General features: G+C 62.3%; 11 protein-coding genes. 7 read left to right on the forward strand and 4 right to left on the reverse strand.

Annotated features, from left to right (window positions below; genetic code table 11):
* The first annotated feature begins 8 nt into the window (after positions 1-8).
* The 4 genes from ABIE40_RS09280 to ABIE40_RS09295 all read left to right on the forward strand — a co-directional run bounded on the left by ABIE40_RS09280 (position 9) and on the right by ABIE40_RS09295 (position 4,981).
* On the forward strand, positions 9-749 hold the full coding sequence (locus ABIE40_RS09280) for a FadR/GntR family transcriptional regulator (protein WP_489026419.1): 741 nt from the start codon (positions 9-11) through the stop codon (positions 747-749).
* 91 nt (positions 750-840) lie between these two features.
* The gene (gene glmU, locus ABIE40_RS09285; RefSeq protein WP_199629296.1) at positions 841-2,202 is read left to right on the forward strand and encodes a bifunctional UDP-N-acetylglucosamine diphosphorylase/glucosamine-1-phosphate N-acetyltransferase GlmU; all 1,362 of its coding nucleotides are present in this window, start codon (positions 841-843) and stop codon (positions 2,200-2,202) included.
* 100 nt (positions 2,203-2,302) lie between these two features.
* A complete protein-coding gene (gene glmS, locus ABIE40_RS09290) occupies positions 2,303-4,129 on the forward strand; it encodes a glutamine--fructose-6-phosphate transaminase (isomerizing) (RefSeq protein ID WP_112711857.1) in 1,827 nt (608 codons plus the stop codon).
* Between the two features lie 120 nt (positions 4,130-4,249).
* Positions 4,250-4,981 (forward strand): DUF502 domain-containing protein, encoded by a 732-nt coding sequence (locus tag ABIE40_RS09295; protein WP_112711859.1) that lies wholly within the window; start codon positions 4,250-4,252, stop codon positions 4,979-4,981.
* Here ABIE40_RS09295 and recG read toward each other — a convergent pair.
* Complete coding sequence (recG, locus tag ABIE40_RS09300) at positions 4,937-7,042, reverse strand: ATP-dependent DNA helicase RecG (protein WP_199629295.1); 2,106 nt, start codon at positions 7,040-7,042, stop codon at positions 4,937-4,939. The genes ABIE40_RS09295 and recG overlap by 45 nt on opposite strands.
* 92 nt (positions 7,043-7,134) lie before the next feature.
* Between recG and ABIE40_RS09305 the strand changes: the two genes are divergently transcribed.
* Together ABIE40_RS09305 and mfd are read left to right on the forward strand one after the other, a co-directional pair.
* On the forward strand, positions 7,135-7,452 hold the full coding sequence (locus ABIE40_RS09305) for an FAD assembly factor SdhE (RefSeq protein ID WP_112711863.1): 318 nt from the start codon (positions 7,135-7,137) through the stop codon (positions 7,450-7,452).
* A complete protein-coding gene (gene mfd / locus ABIE40_RS09310; RefSeq protein ID WP_199629294.1) occupies positions 7,449-10,955 on the forward strand; it encodes a transcription-repair coupling factor in 3,507 nt (1,168 codons plus the stop codon). Before ABIE40_RS09305 ends, mfd begins: the two co-directional genes overlap by 4 nt.
* On the opposite strand, the gene ABIE40_RS09315 is transcribed toward mfd, so the two are convergent.
* A complete protein-coding gene (locus tag ABIE40_RS09315; protein ID WP_199629293.1) occupies positions 10,952-11,623 on the reverse strand; it encodes a DsbA family oxidoreductase in 672 nt (223 codons plus the stop codon). The two genes, mfd and ABIE40_RS09315, sit on opposite strands and share 4 nt — an antisense overlap.
* 85 nt (positions 11,624-11,708) lie before the next feature.
* Complete coding sequence (locus ABIE40_RS09320; RefSeq protein WP_199629292.1) at positions 11,709-13,511, reverse strand: extracellular solute-binding protein; 1,803 nt, start codon at positions 13,509-13,511, stop codon at positions 11,709-11,711.
* A gap of 269 nt (positions 13,512-13,780) precedes the next feature.
* Between ABIE40_RS09320 and ABIE40_RS09325 the strand changes: the two genes are divergently transcribed.
* On the forward strand, positions 13,781-14,434 hold the full coding sequence (locus ABIE40_RS09325) for an invasion associated locus B family protein (protein ID WP_112711869.1): 654 nt from the start codon (positions 13,781-13,783) through the stop codon (positions 14,432-14,434).
* A gap of 115 nt (positions 14,435-14,549) precedes the next feature.
* Here the strand turns inward: ABIE40_RS09325 and hspQ are convergent, their stop codons facing one another.
* Positions 14,550-14,879: a heat shock protein HspQ gene (hspQ, locus tag ABIE40_RS09330; RefSeq protein WP_112711871.1), complete on the reverse strand. Its 330-nt coding sequence runs from the start codon at positions 14,877-14,879 to the stop codon at positions 14,550-14,552.
* Positions 14,880-14,896 lie beyond the last annotated feature (17 nt).

Genomic DNA, 14,896 nt, shown 5'->3' on the forward strand with positions numbered 1-14,896 from the left:
GCAGCAGAATGCTTGATACCCGCAAGGCGGGACGGAAAACGCGGACGAGCCACGCACAGGTCGTGGACGAGCTTGGCAGGGCCATGGTCGCCGGAACCTATCCGGTCGGCTCCATTCTGCCCGGCGACGCGGAGCTCGCCCAGCGGTTCAAGGTCTCGCGCACCGTTCTTCGCGAAACGATGAAGACGCTGGCCGCCAAGGGCATGGTCGTCGCCAAGGCCCGCGTCGGCACGCGTGTGACGGAGAAGAACCTCTGGAACATGTTCGACAGCGAGATCATCGCCTGGCATTTCGACAATGGCGTCACCGAAGAGTTCCTGCTGCAGCTCTACGATATCCGCCTGGCGTTCGAGCCCTTCGCCGCTGGCCTCGTTGCCGAGCGCGCCACTGGTGACGACATCGCTCACCTGCGTGAACTGGCGCTTGTCATGGCCGAGCCTGGGCACACGACAGAAAGCCTGGCGCTCGCCGACCTTCGCTTTCACCTGGCGGTCGCCGATGCCTCGCACAATCCCTTCATGAGGACGCTCGGCAGCCTGATCGAGGCCGCACTTGTCGGCATGTTCCGCATCAGCACGCCACCATCTCAGAATGGTTTTTCCAATATCGCCGACACCCATATGCGCATCGTCGATATGATCGCCGCCGGTGATGTCGCCGCTACCCGCAAGGCGATGGAAGACGTGATCATCGACGGGCGCGACCACGTCCATGAAGCCTTCCTGACGATCAGCCGCGTCTCGGCCTAGCGGCGTAAGCCGATTTTTCATCTTTGTCGCCGCTTCGCCTTGCTGCTATGTCACAGCAAAGCGTCGAATAATGGATTCCCGGAGCCTGTACATGGAACGCACCTGCCTTGCCGTCATTCTCGCCGCCGGCGACAGCACCCGCATGAAGTCTTCGAAGTCGAAGGTTCTGCATCCGGTCGCCAACCGGCCAATGATCGCGCATGTAGTCGATGCGGTCTCGAAGGCGGGTATTTCGTCGGTTGCGCTCGTCGTCGGCCGTGATGCCGATGAGGTCGCAAAGGCAGCCGCGATCGGCGGCGTCGCCGTCGAGACGCATCTGCAGAATGAGCGGCTTGGCACCGGCCATGCGGTGCTCGCCGCCCGCGAGGCGATCGCCCGCGGCTATGACGACATCCTCGTCACCTATGGTGATGTGCCGCTGCAGACCGATGGGCCGCTGAAGGCAGCGCGTCAGGGGTTGGCCGACGGCAGCGACATCGTCGTGATCGGCTTCCATACCGAAAAGCCCACCGGCTACGGCCGTCTGCTCGTCAAGGATGGCGAGCTGATCGCCATCCGCGAGGAGAAGGATGCGACGGATGCCGAGCGCGCCGTCAAATGGTGTAACAGCGGCCTGATGGCGATCAACGGCCGCAAGGCGCTCGATCTGCTCGCCCGCATCGGCAACAGCAATGCCAAGGGCGAATATTATCTGACCGATCTCGTCGAGATCGCCCGCTCGCTCGGCGGCCTTGTCACGGCGGTCGATGCGCCGGAGGTCGAAATGACCGGCTGCAACAACCGCGCCGAGCTCGCCAATATCGAACGCCTCTGGCAGGAGCGCCGCCGCCACGAGCTGATGATCTCTGGCGTTTCGATGGTCGCGCCGGAAACGGTGTTCCTGTCGCACGACACCGTCATCGGCCAGGATGCGCTGATCGAGCCGAATGTCGTCTTCGGCCCCGGCGTGACGATCGACCGCGGCGCCGTCATCCATGCCTTCTCGCATATCGAGGGCGCCCATGTCAGCGCCGGCGCCACCGTCGGCCCGTTCGCCCGCCTGCGCCCCGGTGCCGATCTCGGCGCGGGATCTAAGGTCGGCAATTTCTGCGAGGTGAAGAACGGCAAGATCGCGGAGGGCGCCAAGGTCAACCATCTGACCTATATCGGCGACGCCGTGGTCGGTGCGCACACCAATATCGGGGCAGGGACGATCACCTGCAATTACGACGGGGTGAACAAGCACGAGACCAGAATCGGTGCCAACGCCTTCATTGGGTCGAACAGTTCGCTGGTCGCTCCTGTCCAGATTGGGGATGGCGCATACATTGCGTCCGGCAGCGTCATCACCGATGATGTTCCCGGCGATGCCCTCGCATTCGGCCGCGCGCGACAGGAAATAAAGCCTGACCGTGCCAAGCTGCTGCGCGAGCGCGCCCTGGCAATCAAGGCTCAGAAGAAGGCCAAGGGCTGAGTTACGGCCCGAAATCCAAAGTGACCGCCTGGCCGATTGAGAAATAAGAATAAATTGCTAGGAGTGGCGTCACTATTTCGAAGCGGTTGGGGATTATTTCATGTGTGGTATCGTTGGGATCGTCGGTAGCAAGCCGGTTGCCGGGCGTTTGGTCGATGCGCTGAAGCGCCTGGAATACCGGGGTTATGATTCCGCCGGTGTCGCGACCGTCCATGACGGCGTCATGGATCGCCGCCGCGCCGAGGGGAAGCTCTTCAATCTCGAGAAGCGCCTTGATTCGGAGCCGCTGCCGGGCACGACCGGTATCGCCCACACTCGTTGGGCAACGCATGGCGTTCCGAACGAAACCAACGCCCACCCGCATTTCGTCGAAGGCGTCGCCGTCGTCCATAACGGCATCATCGAAAACTTCTCGGAAATCCGCGATCACCTGACCGCCGAAGGCTCGGTCTTCGAAAGCCAGACCGATACCGAAGTCATCGCCCACCTGATGGCGAAGTATCTGCGCGAAGGCCTGCAGCCGCAGGCGGCGATGCTGAAAATGCTGAACCGCGTCACCGGCGCCTACGCGCTGGCGGTGATGCTGAAGGATCATCCGGGCACGATCATGGCCGCGCGCTCCGGCCCGCCGCTCGCCATCGGCTACGGCAAACACGAGATGTTCCTCGGCTCGGATGCCATTGCGCTCTCGCCCTTCACCAACGAAATCACCTATCTCGTCGACGGCGACTGCGCGATCATCACCCGCGAAGGCGCGACGATCGTCGATTTCAACGGCAATGTCGTGAAGCGCCAGAAGCAGATTTCCCAGGCGACGGCCTATGTCGTCGACAAGGGCAATCATCGCCACTTCATGGAAAAGGAAATCTACGAGCAGCCGGAGGTCATCTCCCATGCGCTCAGCCACTATGTGAACTTCGCCGAGAACACGATCGGCGCCAATGCCGCCGGGATCGATTTCAAGTCGGTCAGCAGCCTGGCGATCTCCGCCTGCGGCACGGCCTATCTTGCCGGTCTCGTCGGCAAGTACTGGTTCGAGCGCTATGCGCGCCTGCCCGTCGAAATCGACGTCGCCTCCGAGTTCCGCTACCGCGAGATGCCGCTGCAGCCGACGCAGGCCGCGCTCTTCATCTCTCAATCAGGCGAAACCGCCGATACGCTGGCCTCACTGCGCTACTGCAAGGACAACGGCCTGAAGATCGGCGCCGTCGTCAATGTGCGCGAGTCGACCATCGCCCGCGAATCCGATGCCGTCTTCCCGATCATGGCCGGTCCCGAGATCGGCGTTGCCTCCACCAAGGCCTTCACCTGCCAGCTCGCCGTGCTGGCTTCTCTGGCGCTCGGTGCCGCCAAGGCCCGCGGCGTGCTGAGTGCCAAGGACGAGAAGGTTCTGGTCAAGCATCTCTCGGAAATGCCGCGCATCATGAGCCGCGTGCTGAATCTCATCCAGCCGCAGATGGAAAGCCTGTCGCGCGAGCTGTCCAAGTGCCGCGATGTCCTGTATCTCGGCCGCGGTACCAGCTTCCCGCTTGCCATGGAAGGCGCGCTGAAGCTCAAGGAAATCTCCTATATCCACGCCGAAGGCTATGCTGCCGGCGAGCTGAAGCACGGCCCGATCGCGCTGATCGACGAGAACATGCCTGTCATCGTCATCGCGCCCTATGACCGCTTCTTCGAAAAGACCGTTTCCAACATGCAGGAAGTCGCTGCCCGCGGCGGCCGCATCATCTTCATCACCGACGAAGCGGGTGCCGGCGCCTCCAAGCTGCCGACCATGGCGACGATCACGCTGCCGAATGTCGATGAAATCATCGCCCCGATGATCTTCTCGCTGCCGATCCAGCTGCTCGCCTATCACACGGCCGTCTTCATGGGCACGGATGTCGACCAGCCGCGCAATCTCGCCAAGTCGGTCACGGTGGAGTGAAGCCTGAAATCCCCGGACAAGGCTTGTCCGGGGAACCGAATTCTGGCAGCTTCGTTACGAAGGTACGGGGGAGCGCCTGATCACGAAGGCTGATAGACTCAAGGGAGTTCATCGCGAGCGATGACCAACAAGCTTCCCCGCCTACCGATTGCCACGCGCATCAGAAACAACTTCCTTGCGGGCCTCATCATCTGCGCCCCGATCGCCATTACGCTATGGCTGACATGGTCGGTCGTTCGCTGGGCGGACAGCTGGGTGAAGCCCTATATCCCGGCGCGCTATGATCCCGACAGCTACCTGAATTTCGCCGTTCCCGGCTCCGGCCTGCTGATCGCGATGATCTTCATCACCATCATTGGCTTCCTCGGCAAGAACCTTATCGGTCAGACGATAGTGCAGTTCAGCGAGTCGCTGGTGCGCAGGGTTCCGCTGGTGCGCAGCATCTACAAGAGCCTGAAGCAGATCTTCGAGACGGTGCTCAAGGAGCGTAGCGATTCCTTCAAGAAGGTCGGTCTGATCGAGTATCCAAGCGCCGGCCTCTGGTCGCTGGTCTTCATCGCCACCGACGCCAAGGGCGAGATCGCCTCGAAGTTCAATGCGATGGGCAAGGACATGGTCAGCGTCTTCCTGCCGCCGACGCCGGTGCCGACGGCGGGCTTCCTGATCTTCGTGCCGCGCGAGAAGATCGTCGTGCTCGACATGACGGCGGAAGACGGCGCCAAGCTTCTGGTTTCGGGCGGCCTTGTCACTCCGGAATATCTGCCGGTCGTACCGGGCGCCGAGCCTGCGGCGCTGAAGCCCAAGGTCTCAGCCCGCATGAAGAAAGCGGATCGCCTCATCGCGCCGGAATAGATAGAGCAGGGTGCGCACTGCCTCTCCACGCTCGCTTGTCAGTTCCGGATCGCGCTCGATCAGATAGGCGGCATCCTTGCGGGCGATCTCCAGGAGATCGGCATGATCCTCAAGGCTGGCAATCCTGAACCCGGGCGTGCCCGACTGCCGGGTGCCCAGAAGCTCGCCTTCGCCGCGCAGCTTCAGGTCCTCTTCCGCAATACGGAAACCGTCTTCGGTTTCACGCATGATCGAAAGCCGCGCATGGCCGGTCTCACCGAGCGGTCCCTTGTAGAGCAGGATGCAGGTCGAGGCCTCGTCGCCACGGCCGACGCGGCCGCGAAGCTGATGGAGCTGCGCCAGGCCGAAACGCTCCGCATGCTCGATCACCATGATCGTCGCGTCCGGTACGTCGACACCGACTTCGACGACGGTCGTCGCCACCAGCAGCCGGATTTCGCCGCTCTTGAAAGCCAGCATGACGGCATCCTTCTCCGGTCCGCTCATGCGGCCGTGGATAAGGCCTATGCCGGGCCCGAGCGCGGAGGTCAGCGTCGCATGACGCTCCTCCGCCGACATCAGGTCGCTCTCTTCGGACTCTTCGACGAGCGGGCAGATCCAATAGGCCTTCTTGCCTTCGGCAAGCGCACCCTTCAGCCGCTGGACGATCTCGCCGGTGCGCTCGTTCGGGATGGTGATCGTCTGGATCGGCTTGCGCCCTGCGGGCTTCTCGGTGAGCTTGGAGACGTCCATGTCGCCGAAAGCGGCGAGAACCAGCGTGCGTGGGATCGGTGTCGCGGTCATGACCAGCATATGCGGCGAGATGCCCTTCGCCGTCAGCCGCAGGCGCTGGTGAACGCCGAAGCGATGCTGCTCGTCGACGACCGCGAGCATCAGGTTCTTGTAGCTGACGCTGTCCTGAAAGAGGGCGTGCGTGCCGGTGATGATCTGTGCCTGGCCCGAGGCGATGCGTTCGAGGATATCCTCGCGCTCCCGGCCCTTGGTCCGCCCGGTCAGCACTTCGATGCCGAGACCGGCGGATGCGGCGAATTTCGAGATCGTCGCATAGTGCTGGCGCGCCAGAATTTCGGTCGGCGCCATCAGCACCGCCTGGCCGCCGCTCTCGATGACCGCAGCCATCGTCATCAGCGCCACCAGCGTCTTGCCGGAGCCGACATCGCCCTGCAGGAGCCGTAGCATCCGATCTTCGCCCGCCATGTCGGCAAGCGACTCGCGGATCGCTTCCGTCTGGCTGTTGGTTGGCGAAAAGGGAAGGGATTGCAATATTTTGGAGCTGATTTCTCCAGTAGCATGTACGGGCTGACCAGCGACCTTGCGCAGCCTCTGACGCACAAGGCTGAGCGACAGCTGACCGGCCAGAAACTCATCATAGGCAAGGCGGCGGCGGGCCGGCGTCTGCGGATCGATATCTTCAGGTTCGCGCGGCTCGTGCAGCATCAGGAAGCTGTCGCGGATCGACGGCAGGCCTTGCTTCTGTACCACCGGGAAGTCGATCCATTCAGGCAGCTCGGGCATCCGCGGCAGTGCCGCATCGATGATCTTGCGCAGCGTCTTCGGCGAGAGGCCGGCCGTCAACGGATAGATCGGCTCCACCAGCGGCAGGTTCTCCGCCTCGCTGGCCTTCACGATGTAGTCGGGATGCACCATCGTCGCACGGCCGTTGAACCAGTCGACCTTGCCACTGACGGTGACTTCCTCGTCGAGCGGCAGCTGCTTTTCCAGCCAGGCCGCCTGGCCGCGGAAGAACACGAGGCTGAGCTCACCGGTCTCATCATGCAGGAAGACGCGGTAGGGAATGTTGCTCTTGCCGCGCGGCGGCGCCTGATGCCGGTCGACGCGTGCGGTGATCGTCACGATCGCGCCCTGCGGCGCCCGCGCGATCCCCGGCTGGTTGCGGCGGTCCACTAACGAATGAGGCGCGTGAAAGAGGAGGTCGATGATGCGGGTGTCATCGGGCGTCTCGCGGTCGAGCAGCTTGACGAGCAACTCGGCGATCTTCGGGCCGACGCCTGCGAGAGCCGAAACGGGGGAAAACAGCGGATCGAGAATGGTCGGGCGCATGGCCGCAAAATGCGATGAAGAATGGGGCCTTGGCAAGGCTGACAAGCCGCTTTCCAGGGTCTATAGAGGCGCATCAACAGGAAGGTATTGCCATGACAGGTGTAACGCTCTCGAGTGCCGGGCTGGACCCGCGCCGCCGCCGGATCTTGTTCCGTTGCTGGCACCGAGGCCTGCGCGAGATGGATCTGGTTTTCGGGCAGTTTGCCGAATCCGAGCTTCCGACTCTTTCAGACGCCGAACTTGACGAGCTCGAAACCATCATGAACGAAGAGGACAACGATCTTCTGCGCTGGGTGATGGGAACATGGCCGGTGCCGGAGCGTTTTCAGACGCCGATGTTCGAACGGATCGTGTCTTTCAGGCCAGACTTTCCCTATCCGGCCGATGATCTTCCCAGGAAACCGGAATGATTTCAGGATTTGATGCAAAGAAGCTCGCAGCCGCTTCCGAGCCGCTGACGATCGGCAACGTGCCCGCGGGCATGGAGCCGCTGCTGCTCGCCGAACTGGCGCGCGCCGGAAAGCCGGTCGCCTATATTCTCTCCGACGGTCAGCGAATGGCCGATCTGGAGCAGATGCTTGCTTTCGTCGCTCCCGAAATCCCGGTCCTGACGCTGCCCGCCTGGGACTGTCTGCCCTATGACCGCGTCTCGCCGAGCGCGGATACCTCGGCACGCCGTCTGGCAGCGCTGAGCGGCCTGATCGCCCACCAGAAGAAGCCGCATGCGGCGATCGTTCTGGTGACGGTCAATGCTATGCTGCAGAAGGTGGCGCCGCAGGAGGTCATCGAAAGCCTGGCCTTCTCCGCCCGTCCCGGCAATCAGGTGCGCATGGACGACATTGCCGGGCGCCTGGAGCGCAACGGCTTCGACCGCGTCGCGACGGTGCGCGAAGTCGGCGAATATGCGGTGCGCGGCGGCATTCTCGATGTCTTCGTGCCGGGCTCGGAAGAGCCGGTGCGCCTCGATTTCTTCGGCGATACGCTGGAAAGCATCCGCAGCTTCGATCCGGCCAGCCAGCGCACCACGGGGCAGGTCCGTTCGCTCGATCTGAACCCGATGAGCGAAGTGACGCTGACGCCGGATACGATCAGCCGCTTCCGCAAGAACTATCTCTCGGCCTTCGGCGCGGCGACCCGCGACGATGCGCTCTATCTCGCCGTTTCCGAAGGCCGCCGCTATGCCGGCATGGAACACTGGCTGCCGCTCTTCTACGAGCGGCTGGAAACGGTCTTCGACTATCTCAAGGGCTTCCAGCTGGTCACCGATCACACGGTCCGCGAAGCCGCCGAGGAGCGCTCCAAGCTGGTCCTCGATTATTATGACGCGCGCCTGAGCTCCGGCCAGCCCAGCAAGGGCCAGATGGCGCAGGGCACGCCTTATAAGCCGGTCACCCCAGGCCAGCTCTATCTCGACAGCAAGAGTTTCGCCGGCACGCTGGATGCCCTCAACGCCATCCGCATGACGCCGTTCAACGAGCATGAGGGCGAGGCGCGCCGCGTCGTCAATATCGACGCCCGCCAGGGCGAGCGCTGGGCGCGGTCGAATGCCGAAGGTGGCGGCAATGCCGAGCGCGTCAACGTCTTCGACGCCGTCGTCAAGTTCATCGCCGACAAGCGGGCAGGCGGCGCCAAGGTGCTGATCACCGCTTGGACCGAAGGCTCGCTCGACCGCCTGCTGCAGGTCTTGAACGAACACGGCCTCGAGCGCGTTAAGCCGATCGAGGCTCTGAAGGACGTCGTGTCGCTCGCAAAGGGCGAGGCGGCATCGGCCGTCTTCAGCCTCGAATCCGGTTTCGAAACCGGCGACCTCATCGTCATCGGCGAGCAGGATATCCTCGGCGACCGCATGGTGCGCCGCTCGAAGCGGCGGAAGCGCGCCGCTGACTTCATCTCGGAAGTGGCAGGCCTCGACGAGGGCTCGATCGTCGTTCACGCCGAACACGGTATCGGCCGTTTCATCGGCCTGCGGACCATCGAGGCCGCGGGCGCCCCGCATGCCTGCCTCGAGCTGCAATATGCCGACGAGGCCAAGCTCTTCCTGCCGGTCGAAAACATCGATCTGCTCTCGCGCTATGGCGGCGAGGGCACCGAGGCGATGCTCGACAAGCTGGGCGGCGGCGCCTGGCAGATGCGCAAGGCCAAGCTCAAGAAGCGCCTGCTCGACATGGCCGATGCGCTGATCCGCATCGCCGCCGAGCGCCTGACGCGCCACGCGCCGGTACTGACAACGCCTGAAGGCCTCTACGACGAATTCGCCGCGCGTTTCCCCTATGACGAAACCGAGGATCAGGACACAGCCATTGAGGCAGTCCGCGGCGATCTTGCCGCCGGCCGTCCGATGGATCGCCTCGTCTGTGGCGACGTCGGCTTCGGCAAGACCGAGGTGGCGCTGCGCGCCGCCTTCGTCGCCGCCATGAACGGTGTCCAGGTTGCCGTGGTCGTCCCGACGACGCTCTTGTCGCGCCAGCATTTCAAGACCTTCTCCGAACGTTTCCGCGGCCTGCCGGTTCGCGTCCAGCAGGCCTCGCGTCTCGTCGGCTCCAAGGATCTGGCGCTGACCAAGAAGGAAGTCGCCGACGGCAAGACCGACATCGTTGTCGGCACGCATGCGCTGCTCGGCGCGGGCATCAATTTCGCCAATCTCGGCCTGCTGATCATCGACGAAGAGCAGCATTTCGGCGTCAAGCACAAGGAACGCCTGAAGGAGCTGAAGAGCGACGTCCACGTCCTGACGCTCTCCGCAACGCCGATCCCGCGCACGCTGCAGCTGGCGATGACCGGCGTGCGCGAGCTGTCGCTGATCACCACGCCGCCCGTCGACCGCATGGCGGTGCGCACCTTTATCTCGCCCTTCGACAGCCTCGTCATCCGCGAGACGCTGATGCGCGAGCATTACCGCGGTGGCCAGAGCTTCTACGTCTGCCCGCGTCTTGCCGATCTCGAAGACGTTCACGCCTTCCTGCAGTCCGACGTCCCGGAGCTGAAGGTCGCGGTCGCCCACGGCCAGATGCCGGCAGGCGAGCTCGAAGACATCATGAACGCCTTCTATGAAGGCCGCTACGATGTGCTGCTGTCGACGACCATCGTCGAATCCGGTCTCGACGTGCCGACCGCCAATACGCTGATCGTCCACCGCGCCGATATGTTCGGCCTCGCCCAGCTCTACCAGCTGCGCGGCCGCGTCGGCCGGTCGAAGGTGCGCGCCTTCGCGCTCTTCACGCTGCCGGTCAACAAGGTGCTGACGGCAACTGCCGAGCGGCGCCTGAAGGTGCTGCAGTCGCTGGATACGCTGGGCGCCGGCTTCCAGCTCGCCAGCCACGACCTCGACATCCGAGGCGCCGGCAATCTTCTCGGCGAGGAGCAGTCCGGCCATATCAAGGAAGTCGGCTTCGAGCTCTATCAGCAGATGCTCGAAGAAGCCGTCGCCGAAGTGAAGGGCGTCGACGAGATCGCCGATACCGGCTGGTCGCCGCAGATTTCCGTCGGCACGCCGGTGATGATCCCGGACAATTACGTCCCGGACCTGCACCTGCGCATGGCGCTCTACCGCCGCCTCGGCGAGATCACCGAACTCAAGGAGATCGACGGCTTCGGCGCCGAGATGATCGACCGCTTCGGCCCGATGCCGATCGAGGTTCAGCATCTGCTGAAGATCGTCTATGTGAAATCGCTCTGCCGCATCGCCAATGTCGAGAAGCTGGACGCCGGCCCGAAGGGGATCGTCGTGCAGTTCCGGAACAAGGAATTCCCGAACCCGGCAAATCTCGTCGGCTATATCGGCAAGCAGGGCGCGATGGCAAAGATCCGCCCGGATCACAGCCTGTTCCTGACCCGAGATCTGCCCACGCCGGAAAAGCGGCTGCAGGGCGCAGCCGTCATCATGACGCAATTGGCGGAGCTGGCGAAGGGCTAGTTCATCCCGGCGCGGGCTTCGGCCTTCGCCTTGGCGATATCGCGCAGCGCGCCGGCCAGAATGTCGGGCGTCTGTGCGCCGCTGACGGCATATTGCTGGTCGAAGATGAAGAACGGCACGCCGTTGACGCCCATCTTCCGCGCCGATTCGATTTCCTCGACGACGAGAACCTTGTCGGCATCCGACGAAAGCAGCGAAGCGGTCACGGCGCGGTCGAGGCCGGCCTTCTCGGCGACATCCAGCAGGACAGCGTGATCGCCGACATTACGGCCTTCTTCGAAATTCGCCTTGAACAGGCCGTTGACGACCTTGTCGGCCTTGTCGCGATCCTCGATCATCGCCCAGTGGATCAGCCGGTGGGCATCGAGCGTATTCGGGCCGATCTTGATCGCCTCGAAATTGAAGTTGATGCCGACTTCCTTGCCAAAATCGGTGAGCATCTGGTGGGCCTGCGCCACGCGCTCGGCGCCGCCGAGCTTTTCTTCCAGGCTCTTCTTCTGGTCGACGCCTTCAGGCGGGTAATCGGGGTTCAGCCGGTAGGGGCGCCAGTTGATATCGACACCAACCTCGTCCTGCACTTCGGCAATGGCGAGCTCCAGCCGCGCCTTGCCGAGGTAGCACCACGGGCAGACGACATCCGAGACGACGTCGATGGTAATGCGTTCCATGGTGTTTTCCTTTTCTGGCTTCGGTGCTTCACGCCATCTATGCGTTCATGCCGCCGACTTCAACCAGGCAGGAAAAAGGAACCGCCTACTGGGCGCTTTGGTCCCACCAGGCCGGCAGCTGGTATCCGTAGAGCGGAACCTTGTCCGGATGACCGATGCGCTTGCTTCGGGCGATCCATTGCTGGTCGATATGATAGAGCGGCAGCACATAGTGGCCTGACAGGAGCAGCCGGTCGTGAGAGCGCACGGCCGCGGTAAAGTCCTCGTCGGAGCGGGCCGTCAGCAGATGGTTGATCGCCGTATCGACATCGGGATCGGCAACGCCTGCGAAATTCGAGCTGCCCTCGCGGTCGCGGCTCGCCGAGGCCCAATAGGAAAGCTGTTCGTTTCCGGGCGAGAGCGACGAAACATAGGATTTGACGATGACGTCATAGTCGAAGCTGTTGGTCCGGCTCTGATACTGCGAATCATCGACCGTGCGGATCGAAGTGGTAATGCCGAGCGTCTGCAGCGAGCGCTGATAGGCAATCGCCAGCTTTTCCTGGTCGGCGTTCTGCGTCATGATCTCGAAGGCGAGCGCCTTGCCCTTGGCATCGGTCATCTTGCCGTTCTTGATCGAATAACCGGCTTCCTTGAGAACATCGACGGCCTGCTTCAGCACCTTGCGGTCACGGCCTGAGCCGTCGGTAACCGGCAGCTTGTAGGTGCCGTCGAGGATTTCAGGATCGATCTTGTCCTTCAGCGGTCCAAGCATTGCAAGCTCATGCGCGTCAGCCGGGACGCCGAAGCTTGAGAGCTCGGAGTTCTGCCAGAAGCTTTCCGTGCGCTTGTACGCACCCGAGAACAGGTTCTTGTTCGCCCATTCGAAATCGAAGACCAGCGACAGCCCCTCGCGCAGCTTGACGTTCTGGAACATCGGCCGGCGGGTATTGAAGACGAAGCCGAACATGCCGCTCGGCAGCTGCGGCTGGAACGTGTCCTTGATGACGGCGCCGGAACTGACCGCCGGGAAATTATAGGCGGTCGCCCAATGACCGGGGCTTCCATCCGGATAGACGTCGACATCGCCCTTCTTGAAGGCTTCGAACAGCGTCGTGTCCTGCAGGAAATACTGAACGGTGATCCGGTCGTAGTTGTCCATCCCGACCTTGGAGGGGATATCCTTGCCCCAGTAATTCGGGTCGCGCTCGAAGGTGATGCTCTCGCCGGGCTTCACCGTCTTGATCTTGTACGGCCCAGAACCGACGGGGGGTGTCAGCGAGCTGCGGTCGAAGGTTTCCGGATCGATCAGGTGCTTCGGCAGGACAGGCATCAGCCCGAAGACCATCGGCGTTTCGCGATCGGCCTTGTCGTTGAAGGTGAAGCGCACACTTCGCTCGCCGACCTTCTCCATCTTCGAGACCAGGCTGAGGCGCGAGGCGAAGGGAATTCGGCCCTTGTCGCGCAGCAGTTCGAAGGTGAACATCACGTCTTCGGCCGTCACCGGCTGGCCGTCCGCCCATTTCGCCTTCGGATTGAGGTTGAACTGGATGAAGGTCCGGTTATCGTCCCACTCGACGCTTTCGGCGAGCAGGCCATAGAGCGTGAAGGGCTCGTCGCGCGAGCGCTGCAGCAGCGATTCGTAGACGAGATTGCCGTAATCAGGGTCCCACATGCCGCGCGCCGTCGTGCGCATGCTCTTCAGGATGAACGGATTGAGATTATCGAAGGTGCCGACCACGCCATAGGTGATATGGCCGCCCTTCTTCACATCCGGATTGACGTAAGGGAAGCTCTTGTAATCAGCGGGCAGCGCCGGCTGGCCATGCATTGCAATGCCGTGAAGCGGCTCGGCGGCAGCGGCGGTGCAGATGAGGGCGAAGACGGCGGGCAGGGCGATCCGGAGCATCTCTGAATTTCCTTTCCGGCAGGGCTCGATTCGCGCGAAGACTATCACGGAGCGCGAAAAATCGAACATTCACGCCCTCAAATCTTTACGAGCATCCAGAAATTGCCAAAGAAATACTGGATATCTGGAGCGCCTCAATGTAACAGGTGTTCCCGAAGTTCGGGGTCATGCATTTGCCTCATTGTTTTATGAGGTGGAGTGCCGAATGACCCGGTTGGAGAGGGCTGCAGGTCGCGGTCCCGAATGGGTATCAGGAGACGGAATCCGTTATGATCTTCAAGTCTGAAAAGAAAATGCGGGCAGCCCTGTCCGTTCTCGCAGTTGCCTTCGGCGCCGCCTCGGCACCGGTGTCCTCCTTCGCTCAGGACGCCGCCAATGCCCCGCAGCAGGCTGCCGGCGCACCGCGGCTCGGCTGGTACAAGACCTGCAGCAAGCAGGAAGACAACGACATCTGCGTCGTTCAGAACCTGATCCTCGCCAATGGCGGCCAGCTGGTCACGGCTGTCGGCCTCATCAGCGTTTCCGGCAAGGTCAACCGCAAGATCCTCCAGGTCTCGGTCCCGACCGCCCGCCTGATCCCGCCCGGCATCATGATGCAGATCGACAACAACAAGGGCCAGAAGCTCGACTACGCAGTCTGCCTGCCCGACAAGTGCACGGCTGAACTGCCGCTGACCGACGCGATGATCGCCAGCCTCAAGAAGGGCAGCGACGTGATCTTCACCTCGATCAACTTCCGCCGCGCTCCGAACCCGATCAAGATCTCGCTCGAAGGATTCACCGGCGCTTATGATGGCGAAGCAGTTTCCGAATCGAAGCTTGCCGAAAGCCAGAAGAGCCTGCAGGACAGCATGCAGAAGAAGGCTGAAGAAGCTCGCAAGAAGCTCGAAGACGCCCAGAACGCTGCCAAGACCGCTCAGTAAGCGTCTGACCATATCGCATTGAAAAAAACCCGGCCTTCGCGCCGGGTTTTTTGTTGCCGCAGACAAAGAAAAACCCCGCCGGAGCGGGGTTTCCTTAGATTGGTACTTGATGCGCTTAGTTGGCCAGGCTCATCTTGGGCTTGAACTGGCCGGTCGGCGCCATGTCGAAGATCTGGTAGACCTGCTCATTGCGAAGCGGAATGCCGCTTTCGTCATTCACCAGGTTCTGCTCCGAGACGTAGGCGACGTATTCGTTCTCGTCATTTTCGGCGAGCAGATGATAGAACGGCTGGTCCTTGCTGGGGCGAACTTCGGCGGGAATGGAGTTCCACCACTCCTCCGTATTCGCGAATTCCGGATCGACGTCGAAGATCACGCCGCGAAACGGAAATACCTTGTGCCGGACCACTTCACCGATACCGAACTTTGCAACTCTTTCTTTCATGGTACGACTTCCTTTCA

This window comes from Rhizobium sp. OAE497 (assembly GCF_040546565.1).
Classification (GTDB): domain Bacteria; phylum Pseudomonadota; class Alphaproteobacteria; order Rhizobiales; family Rhizobiaceae; genus Rhizobium.

Coding starts and splice junctions, on each gene's coding strand:
- ABIE40_RS09280 (WP_489026419.1), top strand. CDS start 9: ATGCTTGATACCCGCAAGGCGGGACGGAAAACGCGGACGAGCCACGCA.
- glmU (WP_199629296.1), top strand. CDS start 841: ATGGAACGCACCTGCCTTGCCGTCATTCTCGCCGCCGGCGACAGCACC.
- glmS (WP_112711857.1), top strand. CDS start 2,303: ATGTGTGGTATCGTTGGGATCGTCGGTAGCAAGCCGGTTGCCGGGCGT.
- ABIE40_RS09295 (WP_112711859.1), top strand. CDS start 4,250: ATGACCAACAAGCTTCCCCGCCTACCGATTGCCACGCGCATCAGAAAC.
- recG (WP_199629295.1), bottom strand. CDS start 7,042: ATGCGCCCGACCATTCTCGATCCGCTGTTTTCCCCCGTTTCGGCTCTC.
- ABIE40_RS09305 (WP_112711863.1), top strand. CDS start 7,135: ATGACAGGTGTAACGCTCTCGAGTGCCGGGCTGGACCCGCGCCGCCGC.
- mfd (WP_199629294.1), top strand. CDS start 7,449: ATGATTTCAGGATTTGATGCAAAGAAGCTCGCAGCCGCTTCCGAGCCG.
- ABIE40_RS09315 (WP_199629293.1), bottom strand. CDS start 11,623: ATGGAACGCATTACCATCGACGTCGTCTCGGATGTCGTCTGCCCGTGG.
- ABIE40_RS09320 (WP_199629292.1), bottom strand. CDS start 13,511: ATGCTCCGGATCGCCCTGCCCGCCGTCTTCGCCCTCATCTGCACCGCC.
- ABIE40_RS09325 (WP_112711869.1), top strand. CDS start 13,781: ATGATCTTCAAGTCTGAAAAGAAAATGCGGGCAGCCCTGTCCGTTCTC.
- hspQ (WP_112711871.1), bottom strand. CDS start 14,879: ATGAAAGAAAGAGTTGCAAAGTTCGGTATCGGTGAAGTGGTCCGGCAC.